Origin of the sequence: Variovorax sp. HW608 (genome assembly GCF_900090195.1) — a bacterium.
GTDB lineage: Bacteria > Pseudomonadota > Gammaproteobacteria > Burkholderiales > Burkholderiaceae_C > Variovorax.
In genome coordinates this window covers 4,121,832-4,145,017 of record NZ_LT607803.1, presented here as the reverse complement: position 1 = coordinate 4,145,017, position 23,186 = coordinate 4,121,832, and the positions used below count along the sequence as shown (strand labels likewise).

Annotated in this window: 21 protein-coding genes; 6 read left to right on the top strand and 15 right to left on the bottom strand. The window is 68.7% G+C overall.

Annotated elements, in window-relative coordinates; genetic code table 11:
• The first annotated feature begins 37 nt into the window (after positions 1 to 37).
• From VAR608DRAFT_RS19540 to mtgA, 3 genes are read left to right on the top strand one after another with little or no spacing between them, the layout of a single operon-like run.
• Positions 38 to 895, top strand: coding sequence for an energy transducer TonB (locus tag VAR608DRAFT_RS19540; protein WP_088955556.1), 858 nt, complete (start codon positions 38 to 40; stop codon positions 893 to 895).
• Positions 896 to 914: 19 nt separating this feature from the next.
• A complete protein-coding gene (gene aroE, locus VAR608DRAFT_RS19535; protein WP_088955555.1) occupies positions 915 to 1,757 on the top strand; it encodes a shikimate dehydrogenase in 843 nt (280 codons plus the stop codon).
• Positions 1,754 to 2,503, top strand: a complete 750-nt coding sequence (gene mtgA, locus VAR608DRAFT_RS19530) for a monofunctional biosynthetic peptidoglycan transglycosylase (RefSeq protein WP_088955554.1) — start codon at positions 1,754 to 1,756, stop codon at positions 2,501 to 2,503. The genes aroE and mtgA overlap by 4 nt, the downstream gene beginning before the upstream one ends.
• Here mtgA and VAR608DRAFT_RS19525 read toward each other — a convergent pair.
• On the bottom strand, positions 2,443 to 3,582 hold the full coding sequence (locus VAR608DRAFT_RS19525; RefSeq protein WP_088955553.1) for an acyltransferase family protein: 1,140 nt from the start codon (positions 3,580 to 3,582) through the stop codon (positions 2,443 to 2,445). The two genes, mtgA and VAR608DRAFT_RS19525, sit on opposite strands and share 61 nt — an antisense overlap.
• Positions 3,583 to 3,726: 144 nt before the next feature.
• Here VAR608DRAFT_RS19525 and VAR608DRAFT_RS19520 point away from each other — a divergent pair, with 144 nt between their 5' ends.
• From VAR608DRAFT_RS19520 to ruvC, 3 genes are read left to right on the top strand one after another with little or no spacing between them, the layout of a single operon-like run.
• A complete protein-coding gene (locus tag VAR608DRAFT_RS19520; protein WP_088955552.1) occupies positions 3,727 to 4,374 on the top strand; it encodes a lysophospholipid acyltransferase family protein in 648 nt (215 codons plus the stop codon).
• Positions 4,367 to 5,434 (top strand): phosphatidate cytidylyltransferase, encoded by a 1,068-nt coding sequence (locus VAR608DRAFT_RS19515; protein ID WP_088955551.1) that lies wholly within the window; start codon positions 4,367 to 4,369, stop codon positions 5,432 to 5,434. The genes VAR608DRAFT_RS19520 and VAR608DRAFT_RS19515 overlap by 8 nt, the downstream gene beginning before the upstream one ends.
• A gap of 7 nt (positions 5,435 to 5,441) precedes the next feature.
• Positions 5,442 to 5,990 carry a crossover junction endodeoxyribonuclease RuvC gene (gene ruvC, locus VAR608DRAFT_RS19510; protein ID WP_088955550.1) on the top strand — a complete coding sequence of 183 codons (549 nt, stop codon included), beginning with the start codon at positions 5,442 to 5,444 and terminating at the stop codon, positions 5,988 to 5,990.
• 7 nt (positions 5,991 to 5,997) lie between these two features.
• Here the strand turns inward: ruvC and VAR608DRAFT_RS37505 are convergent, their stop codons facing one another.
• The 14 genes from VAR608DRAFT_RS37505 to VAR608DRAFT_RS19445 all read right to left on the bottom strand — a co-directional run bounded on the left by VAR608DRAFT_RS37505 (position 5,998) and on the right by VAR608DRAFT_RS19445 (position 23,185).
• Positions 5,998 to 6,174 carry a hypothetical protein gene (locus VAR608DRAFT_RS37505; protein ID WP_172843876.1) on the bottom strand — a complete coding sequence of 59 codons (177 nt, stop codon included), beginning with the start codon at positions 6,172 to 6,174 and terminating at the stop codon, positions 5,998 to 6,000.
• Between the two features lie 12 nt (positions 6,175 to 6,186).
• Positions 6,187 to 7,110 (bottom strand): UDP-3-O-acyl-N-acetylglucosamine deacetylase, encoded by a 924-nt coding sequence (lpxC, locus tag VAR608DRAFT_RS19505; RefSeq protein WP_172843875.1) that lies wholly within the window; start codon positions 7,108 to 7,110, stop codon positions 6,187 to 6,189.
• Between the two features lie 79 nt (positions 7,111 to 7,189).
• Entirely contained in the window at positions 7,190 to 8,395 is a 1,206-nt protein-coding gene (gene ftsZ / locus VAR608DRAFT_RS19500; protein ID WP_088955548.1) for a cell division protein FtsZ, read from the bottom strand.
• Positions 8,396 to 8,551: 156 nt separating this feature from the next.
• The gene (gene ftsA / locus VAR608DRAFT_RS19495) at positions 8,552 to 9,781 is read right to left on the bottom strand and encodes a cell division protein FtsA (protein WP_088955547.1); all 1,230 of its coding nucleotides are present in this window, start codon (positions 9,779 to 9,781) and stop codon (positions 8,552 to 8,554) included.
• Between the two features lie 32 nt (positions 9,782 to 9,813).
• Positions 9,814 to 10,599 carry a cell division protein FtsQ/DivIB gene (locus VAR608DRAFT_RS19490; RefSeq protein WP_088955546.1) on the bottom strand — a complete coding sequence of 262 codons (786 nt, stop codon included), beginning with the start codon at positions 10,597 to 10,599 and terminating at the stop codon, positions 9,814 to 9,816.
• A gap of 2 nt (positions 10,600 to 10,601) precedes the next feature.
• Entirely contained in the window at positions 10,602 to 11,579 is a 978-nt protein-coding gene (locus VAR608DRAFT_RS19485; protein WP_088955545.1) for a D-alanine--D-alanine ligase, read from the bottom strand.
• Complete coding sequence (gene murC / locus VAR608DRAFT_RS19480; RefSeq protein ID WP_088955544.1) at positions 11,576 to 12,997, bottom strand: UDP-N-acetylmuramate--L-alanine ligase; 1,422 nt, start codon at positions 12,995 to 12,997, stop codon at positions 11,576 to 11,578. The genes VAR608DRAFT_RS19485 and murC overlap by 4 nt, the downstream gene beginning before the upstream one ends.
• A gap of 76 nt (positions 12,998 to 13,073) precedes the next feature.
• Positions 13,074 to 14,156, bottom strand: a complete 1,083-nt coding sequence (gene murG / locus VAR608DRAFT_RS19475; protein ID WP_088955543.1) for an undecaprenyldiphospho-muramoylpentapeptide beta-N-acetylglucosaminyltransferase — start codon at positions 14,154 to 14,156, stop codon at positions 13,074 to 13,076.
• A gap of 166 nt (positions 14,157 to 14,322) precedes the next feature.
• On the bottom strand, positions 14,323 to 15,609 hold the full coding sequence (gene ftsW, locus VAR608DRAFT_RS19470) for a putative lipid II flippase FtsW (protein ID WP_088955542.1): 1,287 nt from the start codon (positions 15,607 to 15,609) through the stop codon (positions 14,323 to 14,325).
• Complete coding sequence (murD, locus tag VAR608DRAFT_RS19465) at positions 15,606 to 17,291, bottom strand: UDP-N-acetylmuramoyl-L-alanine--D-glutamate ligase (protein WP_088955541.1); 1,686 nt, start codon at positions 17,289 to 17,291, stop codon at positions 15,606 to 15,608. The genes ftsW and murD overlap by 4 nt, the downstream gene beginning before the upstream one ends.
• A 7-nt stretch (positions 17,292 to 17,298) precedes the next feature.
• Positions 17,299 to 18,477 (bottom strand): phospho-N-acetylmuramoyl-pentapeptide-transferase, encoded by a 1,179-nt coding sequence (gene mraY / locus VAR608DRAFT_RS19460; protein WP_088955540.1) that lies wholly within the window; start codon positions 18,475 to 18,477, stop codon positions 17,299 to 17,301.
• Positions 18,478 to 18,495: 18 nt separating this feature from the next.
• Positions 18,496 to 19,947, bottom strand: coding sequence for a UDP-N-acetylmuramoyl-tripeptide--D-alanyl-D-alanine ligase (locus VAR608DRAFT_RS19455; protein WP_088955539.1), 1,452 nt, complete (start codon positions 19,945 to 19,947; stop codon positions 18,496 to 18,498).
• A complete protein-coding gene (locus VAR608DRAFT_RS19450) occupies positions 19,944 to 21,437 on the bottom strand; it encodes a UDP-N-acetylmuramoyl-L-alanyl-D-glutamate--2,6-diaminopimelate ligase (RefSeq protein WP_088955538.1) in 1,494 nt (497 codons plus the stop codon). The genes VAR608DRAFT_RS19455 and VAR608DRAFT_RS19450 overlap by 4 nt, the downstream gene beginning before the upstream one ends.
• Positions 21,437 to 23,185: a peptidoglycan D,D-transpeptidase FtsI family protein gene (locus VAR608DRAFT_RS19445; RefSeq protein WP_088955537.1), complete on the bottom strand. Its 1,749-nt coding sequence runs from the start codon at positions 23,183 to 23,185 to the stop codon at positions 21,437 to 21,439. The genes VAR608DRAFT_RS19450 and VAR608DRAFT_RS19445 overlap by 1 nt, the downstream gene beginning before the upstream one ends.
• Position 23,186: the final 1 nt, after the last annotated feature.

The window sequence follows — 23,186 nt, the reverse complement described above, 5'->3', positions numbered from 1 at the left end:
CAGAGCCACACGAAGTGGGCGAGGCTGGGGGTGAGCGATGAACCTGCGTGACTTCAGCACGCTGCAGATTGCGCTCGGCCTGTCGGTCATCGCCCACGCGGCCTTGCTGACCGTCCGCTTCGTGGACCCCGAGTCCTTCAACCGCGTCTTCAAGGAAACGCCGCTGGAGGTCATCCTGGTCAATGCCAAGACCAACGAACGCCCGGACAAGGCCCGGGCGATCGCGCAGACCTCGCTCGCGGGCGGCGGCGACCTCGACAAGGGGCGCGCCACCAGCCCGCTGCCGCCCTCGACCTTCACCACCATCGGCGATTCGATGGAAGACGCGCAGCGCCAGGTCGAGACCATGCAGCAGCAGCAGATGCTGCTGCTGGCGCAGCTCAAGCAGCAGCTCGCCGCGATGCCGACGACGACCGATCCGCGCAGCACGGGCGACCCGAGCGAGGCCGCCGCGCGCGAGGAGAAGCGCCGCCAGCTCATCGAGCTGCTCGCCGAGATCGAGCGCCGCGTCAACGAAGAGAACGCGAGGCCCAAGAAGCGCTACCTCAGTCCCGCCACGCGCGAGGCCGCCTATGCGGCCTACGTCGATGCGCTGCGCCGCCGGATCGAAGTGCGCGGCACCGAGAACTTCCCCGAAGCCGGCGGCAAGAAGCTGTACGGCGAACTCACGATGATGGTGACGGTCAATTTCGACGGCTCGATCCTCGCGACCGACGTCATCGAAAGCTCCGGCAACAAGGTGCTCGACCGCCGCGCGCAGGCCATCGTGCGCAGCATCGGCAGCTTCGGCAAGTTCACCGATGCGATGCGGCGGCAGACCGACCAGATCGTGCTGCCGTCGCGCTTCAAGTTCACCCACGACGAGACGCTGGAGACCCAGCTCTCGTCCAGATGACGAAGACAAGGGGGGCTCCGTGGATCTCTACTGTGTGATGGGCAATCCGGTCGAACACAGCCGTTCGCCGTGGATCCATGCGCGCTTTGCCGAACTGACCGGGCAGCAGCTCGACTACGGCCGGCGGCTCGTGCCGCTCGGCGGCTTCGACGCGGCGGTGGAGGCCTTCCGCAACGAGAGCTCCGGCACCGCGCGCGGCTGCAACGTCACCGTGCCCTTCAAGTTCGATGCGGCAGCGCTCTCGCAGCACCTGACGCCGCGCGCCGCGCTCGCGCGCGCGGTCAACGTGCTGAGCTTTCGCGAGGACGGCATCCACGGCGACAACAGCGATGGCATCGGCCTCGTCAACGACATCACGCTGCACGCGGGCATCGCGATCGCGGGTGGCGATCTGCTGCTGCTCGGCGCGGGCGGCGCCGCGGCCGGCGTGCTCGGTCCGCTGATCGAAGCCGGACCGCGCCGGCTGGTGGTGGCGAACCGCACGCTCGCCAAGGCGATCGCGCTCGTCCAGCAGCACGCGGCGCTGGCGCTCAAGCACCACGTCGAACTCGAAGCGCAGGCGCTGCACGCGGTCCCGGGCTCGTTCGATGTGCTGGTGAATGGCACCGCCTCGAGCCTTGCCGGCGGCGAAGTGCCGGTGGCCGCCGGCGTGCTCAAGCGCGGTGCGCTCGCGGTCGACATGATGTACGGCCCGGCCGCGGCCGGCTTCATGGGCTGGGCGCGCGAGCACGGCGCGGTGCCGCGCGACGGCCTCGGCATGCTGGTGGAACAGGCCGCCGAAGCCTTCCAGACCTGGCGCGGCGTGCGGCCGCCGACGGCCGACGTGCTGGCCGAGCTGCGCGCGATCGTCGAAGCCAAGTGAAGCCCTTCCTGCGCTGGCTCGGCTGCCTGCTGATCGCGGCCCTTGCGCTGCAGCTCTTCTTCATCCTGCGCATCGCCGCGATGGCGGCGCTCGATCCCGAGTCGACGGCGTTCCAGCGCTCCGAGGCCTGGCGGGTCGCCACGCAGGGCCGCGCCAACGGCGAGCGCGAATGGCGCCAGCGCTGGGTGCCTTATGCGCAGATCTCCGATTCGCTCAAGCGCGCCGTGATCGCGAGCGAGGACGGCGAGTTCATCTACCACCAGGGCGTGGAATGGGAAGCGATCGAACGCGCCCGCCAGCGCAATGCCAAGGCCGAGGAGATCGCCGCCAGGCGCGCCGCGCAGATGCGCGCACGCGGCAGGGAAGCGCGCCCGCCGCAGTTGCGCGGCGGGTCGACCATCACCCAGCAGCTGGCGAAGAACCTGCTGCTGTCGGGCGAACGCACGATGCTGCGCAAGGCGCAGGAGCTGGTGCTCGCGACCACGCTCGAAATGCTGCTCGGCAAGCAGCGCATCCTCGAGATCTATCTCAACAACGTGGAATGGGGCGAAGGCATCTTCGGCGCCGAGGCCGCGGCCCAGCACTACTACCGCAAGCCCGCGGCGCGACTCGGCACGAGCGAGGCGGCACGGCTCGCGGTGATGCTCCCGAGCCCGAAGCTCTTCGAGCGCCGGCCGGGGTCGAGCTACCTCGCGGGCCGCACCACGTCGATCGTCGCGCGCATGCCGGCGGCCGAGTTGCCCTGAGCATCGGCAGGCGAATCGAGATCCCGTTCCGCCGTCGCCCGGGGAAGCCGTCCTCGCGATTGCGCCCAGCGCGCCAAGGCGGCACGGCCCCGGGTGCGCACGGGCCGGTCGATCAGGTGGTAGCAGAGCGCAGCCAGCGCCACGGCCATCGAGGTGCCGGCCATCAGGACCGTGACCCGGCTGTACCCCGCCTCGCGCAGCCAGAACATCAGCGGGGCATGCCAGAGGTAGATGCCGTACGAGATCCTGCCGACATAAGCCAGGGGCGCCCATGCCAAAAGCCGTGCTTCATGGCTCGAATGAAAGGCAGAGAGCACCAGGATCGCCGCACACACCTCGGCGACCGGCAACGCCAGATCGAGGCCGTACGGCAGCCCCCAGCTGCCCGGGGCCGCGGCGAGCAGCAGCAGGATCAGCGCGACGATGCCTGCGTACTTCGGCGGTGCCTGGGTCGGCATCAGCGCCAGCATGCATCCGAGGACGATGCCGCTGGCCCGCGTGTCGAAACGGAAATAGGTCGGCTCCCAGCCGAGCATCGCCATGTTGAAGACACGCCACATGAAGACCAGCAGATAGAGCATCAGCATCAGCCGGACCGGGTCGCGCGAGCGCAGGACGAAGGGGAGCGCGAGCGGCCACAGCACGTAGAAGTGCTCCTCGACCGCGAGCGACCAGGTGTAGGTCAGCGGCGTCGGCACGTAGTGCAGCGCCTGCGCGTAGTCATTGAGGTACAGGCCCGCCAGCAATGCGTGCTGCCCGATCGGGATGCCCGGCCAGAGAATCCGTCCCGGCAGGGTCACGCAGGCCAGCACGACCAGGAACACGGGATACAAGCGGAGCGCCCGGCGCCCGTAGAAGGAGGCGACATCGAGACGTCCCTGCTGCTCCAGCTCGCCCGCCAGCAGCTTGGTGATCAGGAAGCCCGAGAGCACGAAGAACACGTCCACGCCGAGGTAGCCGCCGCCTGCTGGATGGAACCCGCCGTGAAAGACCAGCACCATCGCGATCGCGATGGCGCGGATGCCGTCGAATGCAGGCACATAGCCCAGTCGCGCCTCGGAAGGCGGATTGGCGTTCATCGAGATCCCTTCGCGGATGGATCCGGCCGAATCGGCGCGGGCCGCTCACCTTGCCTCGCTTCGTCGGCGCCGCCCTGTAGGAATTCGCGCATCCTGCTGTAGGCCCGCCCGGTACGCGCGACGGGGAGCCACATATGATCAGTCATGCTTGCAAAGTTCATGGGATGGGGGTTGCTGGCCGCCATCCGCCTGCTCACGGGTGCCCAGGCGCGCTGGTGGGGGTGTCCGCCCAAGGCCGAGCAGCGCATCTACTTCGCCAACCATCAAAGCCATCTCGACCTCGTGATGATCTGGGCCGCGTTGCCGCAGGAGCTGCGCAGCATCACGCGGCCGATCGCCGCGCGCGACTACTGGGCGACGACGCCGCTCAAGCGCTGGATCACCACGGAAGTCTTCAACGCGATCTATGTCGAGCGCGGCGGCAGCGCCGCGGTGGCAGCGCCGGTCATCCCCGGAAGCGCCGAGGCGCTCGCACCGCTGCAGCCGCTCGTCGAAGCGCTGCGAAGCGGCGACTCGATCATCATCTTTCCCGAAGGCACGCGCGGCAACACCGGCGTGCCGCAAAAATTCAAGTCGGGTCTCTTCACGCTGGCGCAGATGTTCCCCGAGGTCGTGCTGGTGCCCGCGTGGATCGACAACGTGCAGCGCGTCATGCCCAAGGGCGAGGTGGTGCCGGTGCCGATCCTGTGCTCGGTGACCTTCGGTGCGCCGATACGCCTCGAGCAGGGCGAGGAGCGCCGCCTGTTCCTCGATCGCGCCCGCGAGGCGGTGATGGCGTTGCGCGATGTCTAACGAATTCCTGCGCAATCTCACGCCGACCCGGCAGGTCGCGACCCTCTTCCTCATCGTCTTCGGGATCCTTTTCATCATGAGCACGGCCGCCTTCCTGCTGAGCTTCAGGGACAGGCGCAACCCGGTCCACGACGAGATCTGGCAGCGCGAACTGCAGCATTTCCGCTCGCTGCTGCGCACCAGCTGGGTGATGGCGGTCGTCTTCTGGATCGGCTGGGCATTGGGCGAAACGGTCGCGACGGTGCTCTTCGCGCTCATCTCCTTCTTCGCGCTGCGCGAGTTCATCACGCTCTCGCCCACGCGGCGCGGCGACCATCGCAGCCTGATCCTGGCCTTCTTCGTCGTGCTGCCGATCCAGTTCTGGCTGGTGGCGACCGCGCATTTCGACCTCTTCACCGTGTTCATCCCGGTGTACGTCTTTCTCGCGATCCCGGTGGTGAGCGCGCTGGCCGACGATCCGAGCCACTTCCTGGAACGCAATGCCAAGCTGCAATGGGGGATCATGGTCTGCGTCTACGGGCTCAGCCACGTGCCGGCGCTGCTGCTGCTTTCCTTCCCGCGCTACGAGGGCAAGAGCGCGTTCCTCGTGTTCTACCTGGTGGTCGTGGTCCAGACCTGCATGCTGGTGCAGCACCTCGTCTCGCGGCGAAGTTCGATGCCGGCCAGCGGCGCACCGCCTGGCGAGACGCCCGAGGGCAGGCTCGGTCCGCTCAGGCATCGCCTGTTCGTGCAGGCGCCCTTCGCGCCCCACGTGAGCCGCAGCTTCAACTGGACGAGCTGGGCGCTGGGCATGGTGATCGCAAGTCTCTTCGGTGCGCTGCTCTCGTTCATCACGCCGTTCAAGTACGGGCAGGCGCTCGCGATGTCGCTGATCGCCTGCGCGGCCGGCTCGATGGGCCACCTGGTGATGAAGGCGCTCAAGCGCGACCGCGGCATTCCCAACTGGGGCCAGCGCGGCGTGGGCGTGACGGGCGCCAACGGCCTGCTCGACCGCGTGGATGCGCTTTGCTTCGCAGCGCCGGTGTTCTTCCACGCGGTGCGCTGGTACTTCAACGTATAAGGGCCCGATGCGCATCCTCGGTATCGACCCCGGCCTGCAGACCACCGGTTTCGGCGTGGTCGACGTCGAAGGCCATTCGCTGCGCTACGTGGCGAGCGGCACCATCAGCACGCGCCACATCGGCAAGGGCCAGTTGCCCACGCGCCTCAAGGTGCTGTTCGACGGCATCGGCGAGATCAACGAGCGCTACAAGCCCGACGCGGCGGCGGTCGAAATCGTGTTCGTCAACGTCAATCCGCAGTCCACGCTGCTGCTCGGGCAGGCGCGCGGCGCCTGTCTCACCGCACTGGTTGCCTGCAACCTGAGCGTGGCCGAATACACGGCACTGCAGATGAAGCAGGCCGTCGCGGGACACGGCAGCGCCGCCAAGGCCCAGGTGCAGGAGATGGTGAAGCGCCTGCTTCAGCTGCCCGGGCTGCCCGGCAGCGATGCGGCGGACGCGCTGGGGATCGCCATCACGCATGCGCACGTCGGGCGCTCGATGGCGCGTCTGGAGACGGCGGCGATGCTGGAGAAGGGGCTCGCCGGACGATACCGGCAGGGGCGCACGCGCTAAGTCGCCGCTAGAAAGCGCGCTCGGCGATCAGTACCGCGAAGAAGCCGAACGCCGCCAGCAGCGTCCATTTGAGGACGATCCAGCCGAAGCGCCGGTACCTGACCTGCGCCGTGGCCGCGTAGATCGCGAACGACGCGCCGGCCACCAGCAGAAGCAGCAGGATGGCCCAGCGGAAGAGCAGCATCGTGCTCGTCGGCTACCAGGCGCGCGCGACCTCGGCGAAGCCGGCCGGCGCGCGGCGCTCGTCGTCGAAGGTCACGATCTCGTGCGCATCGCCCTGCGCGAGCAGCTCGCGCAGCAGCCTGTTGTTGAGCGCGTGGCCCGAGCGGAAGGCGCTGTAGGCCGCCAGCAGCGGCTGGCCGATGACGTAGAGGTCGCCCATCGCGTCGAGGATCTTGTGCTTGACGAACTCGTCGTCGTAGCGCAGGCCCCCGGCATTGAGCACCTTGGTGTCGTCCATCACGATCGCATTATCGAGACCGCCGCCGAGCGCCAGCCCCTTCGAGCGCATGTACTCGACTTCCTTGGTGAACCCGAAGGTGCGCGCGCGGGCTATGTCCTGGCTGTAGGAGCCGCTGCCGAGGTCGAACTCGAAGCGCTGCCCGGTCGAACTGACCACGCGATGGTCGAAGTCGATTTCGAAGCTGAGCTTGAAGCCGTGGTAGGGCTCCAGCCGCGCCCACTTCTCGTCGGCGCCCTGGCCTTCGCGTACCTCGATGGGCCGCGTCACGCGGATGAAGCGGCGCGGGGCATTCTGCAGCTCGATGCCGGCGCTTTGCAGCAGGAACACGAAGGACGACGCGGACCCGTCGAGGATCGGCACTTCGTCCGCGGTAATGTCGATCAGCAGGTTGTCGATGCCGAGGCCGGCGCAGGCCGACATCAGGTGCTCGACCGTCTGCACCTTCGCGCCGCCCGAGGACACGGTGGAAGCGAGGCGCGTGTCGGTGACCGCCTCGGCGGTCATCGGGATCTCGACCGGCTCGGGCAGGTCCACGCGCCGGAACACGATGCCGTGATTCACCGGCGCAGGACGCAAGGTGAGCTCCACGCGCTGGCCGCTGTGGAGCCCCACGCCGACGGCGCGGCTGATCGATTTGAGGGTACGTTGTGGAAGCACGGGCGCGATTTTAAAAGCGCGCGGCGTCCGGCGTACCGCCCGCCTCGCTATGTCCCCGATAGCTTCCACCGCGCCCCCGTCAGTCGGCCTGGCGGCGCAGGAAGGCGGGGATCTCGAAATCGTCCATCCCGCCCGACGACAGCGCATCCACCTTCGCGGCGGCCATCGTGCGGTTGGTGCGCCACACGCTGGGCACCGCCATGCCGTCGTAGTTCGGCTGGCTGGCAGCATGGCCGACGCCCGCGCCGAGCGCAGGAACGGTGAACGGGATGTTGTCGGTGCCGGTGCGGATCACTTCGAGCGTCGGCGCCTGGCGGCGGGCATCCTGGCGCGAGAGGCCGGTCGCGACCACGGTCACGCGCATCTCGTCGCCGAGGTTGTCGTCGTAGGCCGCACCGTAGATCACGTGCGCGTCCGGCGATGCGTAGGCGCGGATGGTGTTCATCGCGAGCTTCGATTCGCTCAGCTTCAGCGAAGCCTTCGATGCGGTCACCAGCACCAGCACGCCCTTGGCGCCCGAGAGGTCGATGCCTTCGAGCAGCGGGCAGGCCACGGCCTGCTCGGCGGCGATGCGGGCGCGGTCCGGACCGCTCGCGGCGGCCGTGCCCATCATCGCCTTGCCGGGCTCGCCCATCACGGTGCGGACGTCTTCGAAGTCGACGTTCACGCCGCCGTACTCGTTGATGATCTCCGAGATGCCGCCGACCGCGTTCTTCAGCACGTCGTTGGCATGCGCGAAAGCCTCTTCCTGCGTCACGTCCTCGCCCAGCACGTCGAGCAGCTTCTCGTTGAGCACCACGATCAGCGAATCGACGTTGGCTTCGAGCTCGTTCAGGCCGGTTTCGGCGTTGGTCATGCGGCGGCCGCCTTCCCAGTCGAAGGGCTTGGTCACCACGCCGACGGTGAGGATGCCCATTTCCTTCGCGACGCGCGCGATGACCGGCGCGGCGCCCGTGCCGGTGCCGCCGCCCATGCCGGCCGTGATGAACAGCATGTGCGCGCCGGCGATGGCTTCGCGAATGTCGTCCACCGCGGCTTCCGCGGCATCGCGGCCCTTCTCGGGCTTGCTGCCCGCGCCCAGGCCGTTGGTGCCGAGCTGGATGGTCTTGTGCGCATTGCTGCGCGACAGCGCCTGCGCATCGGTGTTTGCGGAGATGAACTGAACACCTTGCACGCCACGATCGATCATGTGCGCGACCGCGTTGCCGCCGCCACCCCCGACGCCGATCACCTTGATCTGAGTTCCCTGATTGAACTCCTCGATCTCGATCATTTCGATTGCCATGTTCTGACTCCTTGAATATGCAGTTGCCATGTTTGTGAATGAATTTGTTGTTGGAACCGTTGACGTGTCAGCGCGGTGGTCCGGTTCTTCGCCATCGCTCGTTGAAATGCCGCGGCGGCCCCGCACGCGCCAGCCAGAGTGGGGAGCCGTTCGTCATCAGAAGTTCCCTACGATGAAGTCCTTGAAGCGGCCGAAGGCCGTCTTCACGGAGCCATTCTTCTGTGCCACCTTGAAGCCGCGCATGCGCGCGTAGCGCGCTTCCTCGAGCAGCCCCATCACGGTCGCGGCCCTCGGCTGCGCCACCATATCGGACAGCGCGCTCGAATATTTGGGAATGCCCCGGCGCACCGGCTTCAGGAAGATGTCCTCGCCGAGTTCCACCATGCCGGGCATCACCGCGCTGCCGCCGGTGAGCACCACGCCGGACGACAGCACCTCCTCGTAGCCCGATTCGCGGATCACCTGCTGCACCAGCGAGAAGATCTCCTCGATGCGCGGCTCGATCACGCCCGCGAGCGCCTGCTTGCTCAGAAGACGAGGTCCGCGATCGCCGAGCCCCGGCACCTCGACCTGCGTTTCGGGATCGGCCAAAAGCTGCTTGGCAAAGCCGTTCTCGACCTTGATGTCTTCGGCGTCCTTGGTCGGCGTGCGCAGCGCCATCGCGATGTCGCTGGTGATGAGATCACCCGCGATCGGGATCACCGCCGTATGCCGGATCGCGCCGTTGGTGAAGATCGCGACGTCGGTCGTGCCCGCGCCGATATCGACCAGCACCACGCCGAGCTCGCGCTCGTCCTCGGTCAGCACCGCCTGGCTCGATGCGAGCGGGTTCAGCATCAGCTGATCCACTTCGAGGCCGCAGCGGCGCACGCACTTGATGATGTTCTCGGCCGCGCTCTGCGCACCGGTCACGATGTGCACCTTGGCTTCGAGCCGCATGCCGCTCATGCCGATCGGCTCCTTGACGTCCTGGCCGTCGATCACGAACTCCTGCGGCTCGACGAGCAGGAGGCGCTGGTCGCTCGAGATGTTGATCGCGCGCGCCGTCTCGACCACGCGCGCCACGTCGGCCGGCGTGACTTCCTTGTCTTTGACCGCCACCATGCCGCTCGAATTGATGCCGCGGATGTGGCTGCCGGTGATGCCGGTGTAGACGCGGCTGATCTTGCAGTCGGCCATCAGCTCGGCTTCCTTGAGCGCCTGCTGGATGCTCTGCACCGTCGCATCGATGTTCACCACCACGCCGCGCTTGAGTCCGTTGCTCGGCGCGATCCCCAACCCCGCCAGCTTGAGCTCGCCGCTCGGCAGCACTTCGGCGACCACCGCCATCACCTTGGCGGTGCCGATGTCGAGGCCGACAACGAGATCTTTGTAGTCTTTGGACATGAAGCTTCCTCTGTTCGCTTTCTCTCTTGTGCTTACTTTTTCTTCGGCAGGTCGGGCACGACCGTCGTCACGCCGCGCAGCCGCAGCGCGTACCCTTCGTTGTGCCGAAGATCGGCGCCTTCGACCGACGCAACCGTTCGCCCGTACTGGCTCGCCACCGGTGTGACCGTGCGCAGGAACCGCTGCGTACGCGCCACCACTTCCTCGCCCTGGCCGCGGCCGAGCTCGATCACCGCGCCGCTGTCGAGCGTCGCGCGCCAGCTCCCGCGGCTCGACAGCGTCAGGTCGGTGAGCGCGAGGTCATAGGGCTTGAAAAGCGGCGCCAGCACGAGGTACATGCCGAGCACCTGCCCCGCCTGCTCGACCGGCCCGTCGAGGCGCGGCAGGTCGTCGTCGACTTCCGCCACGTTGGCATCGAAGACCTCGCCGAAGCCGTTGATGAGCCGCGAGCCGGCCTCGTCGCCCCAGTGCGCGACCGGCTGCTGTTCGGTCAGCGTCACGCGCAGCTTGTTCGGAAACTCGCGCCGGACCACGGCCTTGCGCACCCACGGCACCGATTCGAAGGCCGCGCGCGCACGTGCGAGATCGACCGTGAAGAAGTTGCCCGCGAGCTGCGGCGCCACGTTGGCGCGCAAGGTCACCGCATTGTTGTGCGTGACCTCGCCGTCGACCTTGATGCCGGCCAGCGGGAAGAAGGGCTGACGCAGCACCCACCATGCGCCCGCGGCCAGCATCATGAGCGCGAACAGCGCGAACACCAGGCTCGCGGTCACGTTCATGAGCTTGACGTCGAAGGGCACGGGAATGCTATCGGCCATGTCTAGTCTTCCGTACGTCCAGACCCGGAATCGAGCGTCGCAGAAGCGAGCACCCGCAGGCAGAGTTCTTCGTAGGCGATGCCGGCCGCGCGCGCCGACATCGGCACGAGCGAATGGCTGGTCATGCCCGGCGAGGTGTTCATCTCGAGCAGGAAGGGCTTGCGGTCGCTGGCCCGGATCATCAGGTCGGCGCGCCCCCACCCACGGCAGCCGAGCTGGTGGTAGGCCGCCAGCGTGATGCGGCGGATCTCCGCCTCCTCCGCCGGCGGCAGGCCGCTCGGGCAGTGGTACTTCACGTCGTCGGTGAAGTACTTGTTCTGGTAGTCGTAGGCGCCTTCGGGTGCGGCGATGCGCACCACCGGCAGCGCGACCGCGTCGAGGCCGCTGCCGAGCACCGCGCAGGTGACTTCCTCGCCCTCGATGAACTCCTCGCACAGCACATCGGCGTCGTAGCGCACCGCGAGCGCGACCGCGTCCTGCATCTGCGAATAGCCGTCGACCTTGGTCACGCCGATCGACGAACCCTCGCGCGGCGGCTTGACGATCAGCGGCAGGCCGAGCACGTCGGGCACTGCGTTGATCTGCTCGCGGCTCTGCTGGTCGAAGGCGAGGCGCACGTAATGCGGCGTCGGCAGGCCGTCGGCCTGCCAGATGCGCTTGGTCATGACCTTGTCCATCGCCACGCTCGATGCCATCACGCCCGAGCCGGTGTAGGGGATGCCGAGCAGTTCGAGCGCGCCCTGCACGGTGCCGTCCTCGCCGTGCCGGCCGTGCAGCGCGACGAAGCAGCGCTGGAAGCCATCGCGACGCAGCTCGACGAGATCCCGTTCGGCGGGATCGAAGGCATGCGCATCCACGCCGCTCGACTGCAGCGCGGCCAGCACGCCCGTGCCGGACATGATGGAGATTTCGCGTTCGGCCGAACTGCCGCCGAACAGCACGGCAACCTTGCCGAAGGATTTGGGGTCGATCACGCTCACTGCGCACTCCCTTCGCGCGTTCCAATTTCAACGACCTTGGCGGGCACGCCGCCGATCGAGCCCGCGCCCATGCAGATCACCACGTCGCCGGCGCGCGCGTTGTCCAGGATGGCCTGGGGCATCTCCGCGATGTCGTCGACGAACACCGGCTCGACCTTGCCCGCGACGCGCAGCGCGCGTGCGAGCGAGCGGCCGTCGGCCGCCACGATCGGCGCCTCGCCGGCGGCATAGACCTCGCCCAGCAGCACCGCATCGGCCTGGCCGATGACCTTGACGAAGTCCTCGAAGCAGTCCCGCGTGCGCGTGAAGCGGTGCGGCTGGAAGGCCAGCACCAGCCGCCGTCCCGGGAACGCGCCGCGCGCGGCCGCGATGGTCGCGGCCATTTCGACCGGGTGGTGGCCGTAGTCGTCGATCAGCGTGAAGCTGCCGGCATCGCCCTGGGCGGCCGGGACTTCGCCATAGCGCTGGAAGCGCCGGCCCACGCCCTTGAAGTCGGCCAGGCCGCGCTGCACGGCTTCATCGGGGATGTTGAGCTCGACCGCGACCGCGATCACCGACAGCGCATTGCGCACGTTGTGTTCGCCGGGCAGGTTCAGCACGATGTCGAGGTCGGGCAGCGTCACGCCGTTGCGGCGCTGGGCCGTGAAGTGCATCTGCGCGCCGACCGCGCGGACGTTGACCGCGCGCACCTGGGCACCCTCGTCGAAGCCGTAGCTGGTGACCGGGCAGGACACCTCGGTCACGATCTGGCGCACCGCCGGATCGTCGGTGCAGAGGATCGCGACGCCGTAGAACGGCATGCGGTGCAGGAAGTCGACGAAGGCCTTCTTGAGCCGCGCGAAGTCGTGCCCGTAGGTCTCCATGTGGTCGGCGTCGATGTTCGTGACCACCGCCATGATCGGCAGCAGGTTCAGGAACGAGGCGTCCGACTCATCGGCCTCGACCACGATGTAGTCGCCGCTGCCGAGCTGCGCATTCGCGCCCGCGCTGTTGAGCCGGCCGCCGATGACGAAGGTCGGGTCCAGCCCGGCGGCGGCGAGCACGCTCGCGACGAGGCTCGTGGTGGTCGTCTTGCCGTGGGTGCCGGCGATCGCGATGCCCTGCTTGAGCCGCATCAGCTCCGCGAGCATCAGCGCGCGCGGCACCACGGGGATGCGCTTCTCGCGCGCCGCGACCACCTCGGGGTTGTCGGCATGCACGGCGGTCGAGGTGACGACCGCATCCGCGCCCGCCATGTGCGCCGCATCGTGGCCCACGAAGGTGGTGATGCCCAGGCCCGCGAGCCGCCGCAGCGTCGCGCTGTCGGCAAGGTCCGAGCCGGAGATCTTGTAGCCCAGGTTGAGCAGCACCTCGGCGATCCCGCTCATGCCCGAGCCGCCCACGCCGACGAAGTGGATGTGACGGATAGCGTGCTTCATGCGCGGCCTCCATGTCGGCAAGAATCTTCGTCGGCTTTGCTGGACTCGACGAAGTGAATGCGTCGGATCGCGTGTTTCATGAGCGCCCTCCACGTACGGGTTCGGCGAGTTCCTCGCAGGCGCGGACCACGGCGTCCACCGCCTCGGTCTTTCGCATCGTTCGGGCTTTCAGGGCCCGGTCCAGGAGCGCATCGCGCCCGGTTTTCTGTAGCAAGTCAGCCAGCACTTCAGGTGTCAGTTCAGTCTGCTGGACGAGCCAGCCGCCGCCCGCGTCGACGAGGAAGCGCGCGTTGGTGGTCTGGTGGTCGTCCACCGCGGAAGGGAAAGGCACGAACAGCGCTGCTGCGCCGACGGCCGCGATTTCGGTGACGGTGCTCGCGCCGGCGCGCGCGACGATGAGGTCGGCGTCGGCATAGGCGCGAGCGGTGTCGTCGATGAAGGGGGTGAGCTCGCCCTCGACGCCCGCCTGGGCGTAGTTGGCGCGGAGCTCGTCGATCTGCCTGGCGCCGCTCTGGTGCGTGACGCTCGGGCGCTGGGCCGGCGCGATCATCGCGAGCGCCTTGGGCACCACCGCGTTGAGCGCCTTCGCGCCCAGGCTGCCGCCGACGACCAGCAGCTTGAGCGGCCCGGTGCGGCCGGCGAAGCGGGCCGACGGCTCGCCCTGCGAGGTGAACGCCGCGCGCAGCGGGTTGCCCACCCACTGCGCCTTCTTGAGCACGTTCGGGAACGCGGTGAACACGCGGTCCGCGACGCCCGCGAGGATCCTGTTGGCCAGGCCCGCGACCGAGTTCTGCTCGTGCAGCACCAGCGGCTTGCCGACCAGCACGCTCATCATGCCGCCCGGGAAGGTGATGTAGCCGCCGAGGCCGACCACCACATCGGGCTTGACGCGCCGCACCACGCCCAGGCTCTGCCAGAAGGCGCGCAAGAGGCGCATCGGCAGCAGCGCCAGCGTGAGCGGCCCCTTGCCGCGCACGCCGCCGAACTGCACCGGCTCGAAGGCGAAGCCGCGCGGCGGCACCAGCTGGTGCTCCATGCTGCCGGGCGCGCCCAGCCAGTGCACGCGCCAGCCGCGATCGCGCAGCGCCTCGGCCACCGCAAGGCCGGGGAAGATGTGGCCGCCCGTGCCGCCCGCCATGACAAGCGCCGTCCTGGTCATACACGCCCCCACGCTCGGCATTGCATGTCCTCGCTGCCCCCCGAGGGGGCTGAATGCCGCGGCTCCAAGTCTGCGCGGGCAGACTTGGACGGCATGAAGGGACGCTGCGTCTCGCAGCGGCGCGGCCTGCAAGGCCGAGCTTGCTCGGGGCGGCCCAGCGCTGCGCTCATACACGCCCTCCCCGCATGAGGACACGGTTCTCGTAGTCGATGCGCAGCACCACGGCGAGCGCGATCACGTTCATCAGGATGGCCGAGCCGCCGAAGCTCATGAGCGGCAGCGTGAGCCCCTTGGTCGGCAGCGCGCCGAGGTTCACGCCCATGTTGATGAAGGCCTGGAAGCCGATCCAGATGCCCACGCCCTGTGCCACGAGACCCGAGAAGACGCGGTCGAGCGCGATCGCCTGCCGGCCGATGTGCATGATGCGGCGCGTGAGCCAGAGGAACAGGCCGATCGCCATCAGCACGCCCACGAGGCCGAACTCCTCGCCGATCACGGCCATCAGGAAGTCGGTGTGCGCCTCGGGCAGCCAGTGCAGCTTCTCGACGCTGCCGCCCAAGCCGACGCCGAAGATCTCGCCGCGGCCGATCGCGATCAGCGAGTGCGACAGCTGGTAACCCTTGCCGAGCGCGTGCTCCTCGCTCCACGGATCGAGGTAGGCGAAGATCCGCTCGCGCCGCCACGGGCTGGTCGCGACGATCGTGCCGAAGGCCACCACCACGAGCGCGGCGATGACGAAGAACATGCGCGCGTTCACGCCGCCAAGGAACAGGATGCCCATCGCGATCACCGCGATCACCATGAAGGCGCCCATGTCGGGCTCGGCCATCACCAGCATGCCGACCACGACCACCGCGATGCCCATCGGCAGCACTGCGCGGAAGAAGCGTTCCTTGATCTCCATCTTGCGCACCATGTAGCTGGCCGCGTAGAGAATCATCGCGAGCTTCGCGAGCTCCGAGGGCTGGAAGCGCATGAAGCCCAGCGGCAGCCAGCGCCGTGCACCGTTGACGTTGATGCCGAGGTGCGGGATCAGCACCACCACCAAGAGCAGCAGCGACACGACGAAGAGCCACGGCGCCGCGCGCTCCCAGGTCCGCATCGGCACCTGGAACGCCAGCATGCCGCCGACGAAGGCGATCACGAGCGATGCGGCATGGCGCGTGAGGAAGAAGACGGGGCTGTAGCCGGCGCGCGCGAAGCGCGGGTTGTCCGGCATCGCGATGGATGCCGAATAGACCATCACCAGCCCCCAGGCCAGGAGCGCGACCGTGACCCAGACCAGCGCCTGGTCGAAGCCCAGCACGCGCACCGGCGCGGCCTTGGTCTGCGTCATGCCGGCGCTGCCGAGCCGCACCGGGAGGTGGATCGGCAGTGCGTCGATGCCGCTCTTGGCGCGGCTGAACCAGCCGGCGAAGCGGCCGGCCCTAGCGTTGGGGACGGCAGCGCTCATGCCAGCCCTCCTTCCGCCGCGAGGTCCTGCACGGTCTCGCAGAACACGGCAGCGCGATGCGCGTAGTCCTTGAACATGTCGAAGCTGGCGCAGGCCGGCGACAGCAGCACCGCATCGCCGGGTTGCGCGCGCTCCGAAGCCAGTTGGACCGCTTCGGGCAGCGACGCGGCCTTCTGCATCGAGACGCCGGTGGATTCGAGGGCCGATTCGATCTGCGGCGCATCGCGCCCGATCAGCACCACCGCGCGTGCGTACTGGCGCACCGGCGCGGCGAGCGGCGTGAAGTCCTGCCCCTTGCCGTCGCCGCCGAGGATCACGACCACCCGGCGGTCTTCGCCCAGGCCGATCAGCGCGGCCACCGTCGCGCCGACGTTGGTGCCCTTGCTGTCGTCGAAGTACTCGACGTCCTTGACGATCGCGACCGGCTCGACCCGGTGCGGCTCGCCCTGGTACTCGCGCAGGCCGTAGAGCATCGGCGCGAGCTGGCAGCCCGCGGCCGACGCGAGCGCGAGCGATGCCAGCGCGTTGAGCGCGTTGTGCCGGCCCCGGATGCGCAGCGCATCGGCGGGCATCAGGCGCTGGATGTGGATCTCTTCTTCCAGGGCGGCGGCGCCGCGCTTGCGCTTCTGCGTCTCGTCGGCTTCGAGCGCGCGGACCAGCCACGTCATGCCGTGCAGCTTCTCGATGCCGTAGTCGCCCGGGCGCGTCGGCATGCCCGCGCCGAAGCTCACCACGCTGCGGGGCAGCTGCCCCTTGGCGAGCTTGACCGGCGCGGGGCGCATCGCCATCACCGCTTCGTCGTCACGGTTGAGCACCATCACACCCTCTTTGCCGAAGATGCGCGCCTTGGCCGCCGCGTAGGCGGCCATGTCGCCGTGCCAGTCGAGGTGGTCCTGGGTGATGTTGAGCACCGTGGCCGCCGTCGGCTCGAAGCCCTGCACGCCGTCGAGCTGGAAGCTCGACAGTTCGAGCACCCAGACCTCGGGCAGCGTGCCCGCGTCCATGCGCTCCGACAGGGTGTCGAGCAGGGTCGGGCCGATGTTGCCGGCGACCGCGACCGTCTTGCCGGCACGTTCGACCAGCTGGCCGGTGAGCGCGGTGACGGTCGTCTTGCCGTTGGTGCCGGTGATCGCGAGCACGGCGGGCGCGTAGCCCTCGGGCTTGGGCGGCGGCACGACGGCTTCGGGCGCTGGCGTGAACGAATCGTCGTCCTCGTCCCCAGGCGCGGATGCGCCTTCGGTCGCGCCGGTCGACGCGGAGCTCTGCGGCTCCAGTGCGGCTTGCACGTCGGCCGCATCGGGGGGTTCGGCCGCTTCGGCTTCCACGGTCAGCGACGTCATGCGCAGATCGGCCAGCGCCTGCGCGAACAGATCCAGTTCGCCGCCCACCGGCAGGCCGACCGCGCGTGCGGCGTCGGCCACTGCCGCCACGCTGGCCGGCGAAAGCCCGGGCGAGCGGTACACCGCCCGCACCGGCGTGCCTTCGATCAGCCCTGCCGCGAACGGTCCGCCGACGAAAGCCGCGGCGGGCAGCTCTTCGCGCAGCGTCGCCAATTGGGGCGGCGCCTCGCGCGTGTCGGCCACGGTGACCTTCGCGCCGTGGCGTGCACACCAGCGCGCCATCGCCAGCCCGGACGCACCGAGACCGAGGATCAGAACGTGGAGGTCCTTGAGATGCAGCATGGTCGTCCTAGCGCAGCTTCAAGGTGGAGAGACCCACGAGGCACAGCAGCATCGTGATGATCCAGAAGCGCACCACGACCTGCGTCTCGCGCCAGCCGCTCTTCTCGAAGTGATGATGCAGCGGCGCCATCTTGAGCACGCGCCGCCCTTCGCCGAAGCGCTTCTTGGTGTATTTGAAGTAGGTGACCTGCGCCATCACCGAGATCGCCTCGACCACGAAGATGCCGCCCATGATGAAGAACACGATCTCCTGGCGCACGATGACGGCGATGGTGCCGAGCGCACCGCCGAGCGCGAGCGCGCCCACATCGCCCATGAACACCTGCGCCGGGTGCGTGTTGAACCACAGGAACGCGAGACCCGCGCCCGCCATCGCCGAGCAGAACACCAGCAGCTCGCCCGAGCCCGGGATGTGCGGGAACAGCAGGTAGCGCGAGTACACCGCGCTCCCGGTGACGTAGGCGAAGACGCCGAGCGAGGAACCGACCATCACCACCGGCATGATCGCCAGCCCGTCGAGGCCATCGGTGAGGTTCACCGCGTTGCTGGCGCCGACGATCACCAGGTAGGTCAGGATCACGAAGCCGATGCCGCCGAGCGGATAGCTCACTTCCTTGAAGAAGGGCACCAGGAGGTTGATCTTGGGTGGGAAATCGAGGTCGAAGCCGGAACGCACCCAGGAGAAGAAGAGTTCGAGCACGCGCCAGTTGGAGCTCTCCGAGATGCTGAACAGCAGGTAGAAGGCCGCGACCGCGCCGACCACCGACTGCCAGAAGTACTTCTCGCGCGAGCGCATGCCCTCGGGGTCCTTGCGCACCACCTTGCGCCAGTCGTCGACCCAGCCGATCGCGCCGAAGCCCAGCGTGACCCACAGCACGATCCAGACGAAGCGGTTCGACAGATCGAACCAGAGCAGCGTCCCGAGCGCGATCGAGAACAGCACGAGCACGCCGCCCATGGTGGGCGTGCCGCTCTTGGTGAGGTGCGTCTCCATCGCATAGCCGCGCACCGGCTGGCCGATCTTGAGCGCCGTGAGGCGGCGGATGACGTAGGGCCCCGCGGCCAGTCCGAACAGCAGCGCGGTCAACGACGCCATCAAGGCGCGGAAGGTCAGGTACTGGAAGACGCGCAGGAACCCGAGTTCCGGCGACATCGCCTGCAGCCATTGGGCGAGTGTCATCAGCATGATGTGAACGAGCGCGGTTCATGCAGCATGACCGGCCTCCCTGTCTTGTTGTTGTGGCACCGAAGCGATGACGGCCTGCACCACGCGCTCCATCTTCATGAAGCGCGACCCCTTCACCAGGACGCTTGCGGCGGCCGGCAGTTGCGCGAGCACGGCGGCGTTGAGCGAATCGATGTCGCCGAAATGCCGGGCCTGGCCGTCGGCTGGGGCGCCGTACGCGAAGACGCTGTGCACCGTTTCGCTGCCGAGCGCGAACACGGTCTCGATGCCGCACTCGCGCGCCCAGGCACCGACTTCGGAATGGAATTGAGGACCCTGGTCGCCGACCTCGCCCATGTCGCCGATGACCAGCATGCGCGGGGCGGGCAGGCTCGCGAGCACGTCGATCGCGGCGCGCATGGAATCGGGGTTGGCGTTGTAGGTGTCGTCGACGAGCGTGATCGTGCGGCCGTCGGCGAGGCGAAGCTCGGCGGCCTTGGAGCGGCCCTTGACCGGTTCGAACGCGGCCAGCCCTTCGGCGATCCGGGCCGGCGAGGCACCGCTGGCCAGCGAGCAGGCGATGGCCGCCAGCGCATTGACCACGTTGTGGCGGCCCGCGATGCGCAGCGCGCAGCGCACGTCGCCGACCGGCGTGCGGGCCTCGAACTTCCAGGCGCCGTGCTGCCATTCGGCGGCCACCAGGGCGATATCCGCATCGGGGTGCACACCGAAGGTCAGCGTGCGCCGCGTCGCGCCTTCGCGCGCCATCGCCTGCCACAGCGGCGTGAACTCGTCCCCGAAGGGGAACACCGCCGTGCCGCCGTTGGGCAGCGCGGAGAAGACCGAGGCGTTCTCACGCGCCACCGCCTCGACGGTAGCCATGAATTCCTGGTGCTCGCGCTGCGCGTTGTTGACCAGCGCGATGGTGGGCTTGGCGATCGCCGCCAGCCGCGCGATCTCGCCCGGATGGTTCATGCCGAGCTCGACCACCGCGCGCTGGTGCCGCGCCCGCAGCCGCAGCAGGGTCAGCGGCACGCCGATCTCGTTGTTGAAGTTGCCGGCGGTCGCGAGCGCGCCTTCGCCGCTGGCAACGCGCAGGATCGACGCGATCATCTGCGTCACCGTGGTCTTGCCGTTGCTGCCGGTGACCGCGATCAGCGGCAGGTCGAACTGGCCGCGCCAGCCGGCCGCGAGCGCACCGAGCGCGACCAGCGTGTCCGGCACCTCGAGGCCCGGCAGGCCCACGGCTTCGAGACCGCCGTGCGCGAAGGCCGCGACCGCGCCGCGCGCCTTCGCGTCGGCCAGGAACTGGTTGGCGTCGAAACGCTCGCCCTTCAGCGCCACGAACAGATCGCCGGCGGCGAGCGTGCGCGTATCGGTGTGGACGCGCAGGATGGGCGTCGCGGGATCGCCGACCAGGCGCGAACCCCGGACCCAGGCATGCGCCTGGCCGAGCGTCATCATCGGAACCATGGCTTGCGATTCGGTCATGCGCCGCTCCTTCGGGTGAGCGCTTCGATGGCATGCGTGCGGTCGGAGAACGCGATGCGTTCGCCGGCGATCTCCTGCCATGCCTCGTGGCCCTTGCCGGCGATCAGCACCACGTCCTCGGGACGGGCCTGCGCCAGCGTGCCGGCGATCGCCCTGGCGCGGTCGGGCTCGACCTGCGCCGCCTCGGGGCTGGCCAGCCCGAGCAGGATCTGGCTGATGATCGCGGAGGGCTTCTCGCTGCGCGGGTTGTCGCTGGTCACGACCACGCGGTCGGCCCGCTTTTCGGCGACGGCGGCCATCATCGGGCGCTTGGCGCTGTCGCGATCGCCACCGCAGCCGAACACGCACCACAGCGCGCCGCCGCGCTGCTGCACCAGCGGACGCAGCCCCGCGAGGGCCTTGTCGAGCGCGTCGGGCGTGTGCGCATAGTCGACGACCGCCAGCGGGTGGCCGGCCACGCTGAGCCGTTCCATGCGGCCCGGCACGCTGTCAAGGCCGGTGCAGGCGGCCACGGCGTCTTCGAGCGACAGCCCGATCGCCCGCAGCGTGCCGATCACGCCGAGCAGGTTCGAGACGTTGTACTGGCCGATGAGCTGCGTCGCGAGCCGCACCGGCGGCGAGCCCCGCTCCACGACGCTGAAGCCGAGGCCCTCGGCGTCGTAGCCGATGTCCTCGGCCACGAGCCGCGCGGGCGCACCGGCGGCCGAGACGGTCCAGACGTCGAGCACGCCGACGCCGGTCGCGATCAGATTGCCCACCAGCGCGGCGCCATGCAGGTCGTCGATGTTGACCACCGCCGCACGCAGGCCGGGCCAGAGGAACAGCTCGGCCTTGGCCTGCCAGTAGGCATCCATGCTGCCGTGGTAGTCCAGATGGTCCTGGGTGAAATTGGTGAATACCGCGACCCCGATCCGCGTGCCGTCGAGCCGCCGCTCGACGATGCCGATGGAGGACGCCTCGATCGCACAGGCGCCGAAGCCGCGATCGGCGAAGCGGCGCAGCTCGCGCTGCAGCAGCACCGGGTCGGGCGTGGTCAGCCCGGTGTAGGTGAGCCCGGGCGGAACGCCCACGCCCAGCGTGCCGACGACCGCGCACGGCGCGCGGCCGGAGCGCGACAATGCCTCGGCGAGCCACCACGCGGTGGACGTCTTGCCGTTGGTCCCGGTGACCGCGAGCACGTCGAGCTGCGCGGAGGGGTTCTCGTAGTAGGCGGCCGCGATCGGCCCCGTCGCGGCCTTCAGGCCCGGATAGGTCGCGATCGCTTCGCCTTCGAATCCGAAGACCGCACTGCCCTCGGCCTCGACCAGGCAGGCCGCCGCGCCCTGCGCCAGCGCGGCCCGCACGAAGCGCCGGCCATCGGTGGCCGCGCCGGGCCAGGCGATGAAGCCGTCGCCGGCGCCGATGGCGCGACTGTCGGCGTGCAGCGCCCCGCGCACGCGCGAGCGCAGCCAGCGCGCGGCTTCGTCGGGGGTGCGAAGCATCGTCGTCATCAGAAGCTCTCTTCCACGCCCTTGGTCACCACCAGGGGTTTGACCGCGAGGTCGGGCGCCACGTTCATCATGCGCAGCGTCTGCTGAACCACTTCGCTGAACACCGGGGCGGCCACGATGCCGCCGAAATACTGGCCGTTGCTCGGCTCGTCGATCATCACCGCGACGATGATCCGCGGCTTCTCGATCGGGGCCAGGCCGGTGAACCACGAGCGGTACTGCTTGCTCGCGTAGCCGCGGCCGACCTGCTTGTGCGCGGTGCCGGACTTGCCGCCCACCGAATAGCCGATGGTCTGCGCGAGCGGACCGGTGCCGCCGGGCCCGGCCGCCATCTGCAGCATCTTGCGCACCGACGCAGCGGTCTGCGGCGAGAACACCTTGACGCCGACGGCGGGCTCGCTGCTCTTGAGGATGGTCGCCGGAATGACGTCGCCGTCGTGCGCGAAGGCGGTGTACGAATGCGCCATCTGGAACAGCGACGCCGACAGGCCGTAGCCGTAGGCCATGGTGGCCTGCTCGACCGGCTTCCACGACTTCCACGGGCGCAGGCGGCCGGTGACCGCGCCGGGGAACTGGATCTGGGGCTTCTGGCCGTAGCCGAGCGCGGTGTAGGTGTCCCACATCTCGTGGGGCGTCATCTTCTGCGAGATCTTCAGGGCGCCGATGTTGCTCGACTTCTGGATCACGCCTTCGACGGTGAGCGAGCCGTAGTTGTGGGTGTCGCTGATCGTGAAGCCGCCGAGGCTGTAGCGCCCCGGCGAGGTTTCGATGATGGTCTGCGGCTTGATGCGGCCGGCTTCGAGCGCGGTGGCGACCGTGATCGGCTTCATCGTCGAGCCGGGCTCGAAGACGTCGGTCAGTGCGCGGTTGCGGAGCTGCTCGCCGGTGAGGTTCTGGCGCTTGTCCGGCACGTAGCTCGGGTAGTTGGCCAGCGCCAGCACTTCGCCGGTGATCGAGTCGAGCACCACCACGCTGCCGGCCTTGGCCTTGTGGAAGGTCACCGCGTCGCGCAGCTTCTGGTAGGCGAAAAACTGCACCTTGCTGTCGATGCTCAGCTGGATGTCCCTGCCCTCGGATGGCGGCACCTGCTCGCCCACGCCTTCGACCACGCGGCCGAGGCGGTCCTTGATGACGCGGCGCGAACCCGGCTTGCCCGCCAGCTCCTTGTTGAAGGCGAGCTCGATGCCTTCCTGGCCGTTGTCCTCGACGTTGGTGAAGCCCACCACGTGCGCCGCCGATTCGCCCTCGGGGTACTGGCGCTTGTATTCCTTGCGCTGGTAGATGCCCTTGATGTTGAGTGCCGCGATTTCCTTCGCGATCGGCTCATCGACCTGGCGCTTGACCCAGACGAAGCTCTTGTCCTCGTCCTCGAGCTTCTTGTCGAAGTCCTTCTGCGGCATGTCGAGCAGCTTGGCGACCTGCCGCAGCTTGGCCTTGACCTCGGGATCGTCGCGCTCGATGTCCTCGGGGATCGCCCAGATGCTCGGCGCGACCACGCTCTGCGCGAGCAGCAGGCCGTTGCGGTCGAGGATGCGCCCGCGGTTCGCCGGCAGCTCGAGCGTGCGGGTGAAGCGCACCTCGCCCTGGCGCTGGAAGAAGGCGTTGTCGATCACCTGCACGTAGGCTGCGCGCGCGGCGAGCACGATGAAGCCGAACGCGATGCCCGCGACGATGAACTTGCTCCGCCAGACCGGAGTCTTGCTGGCGAGCAAGGGGCTCGTCGTGTACTGGACGCTGCGGCGGGCCATC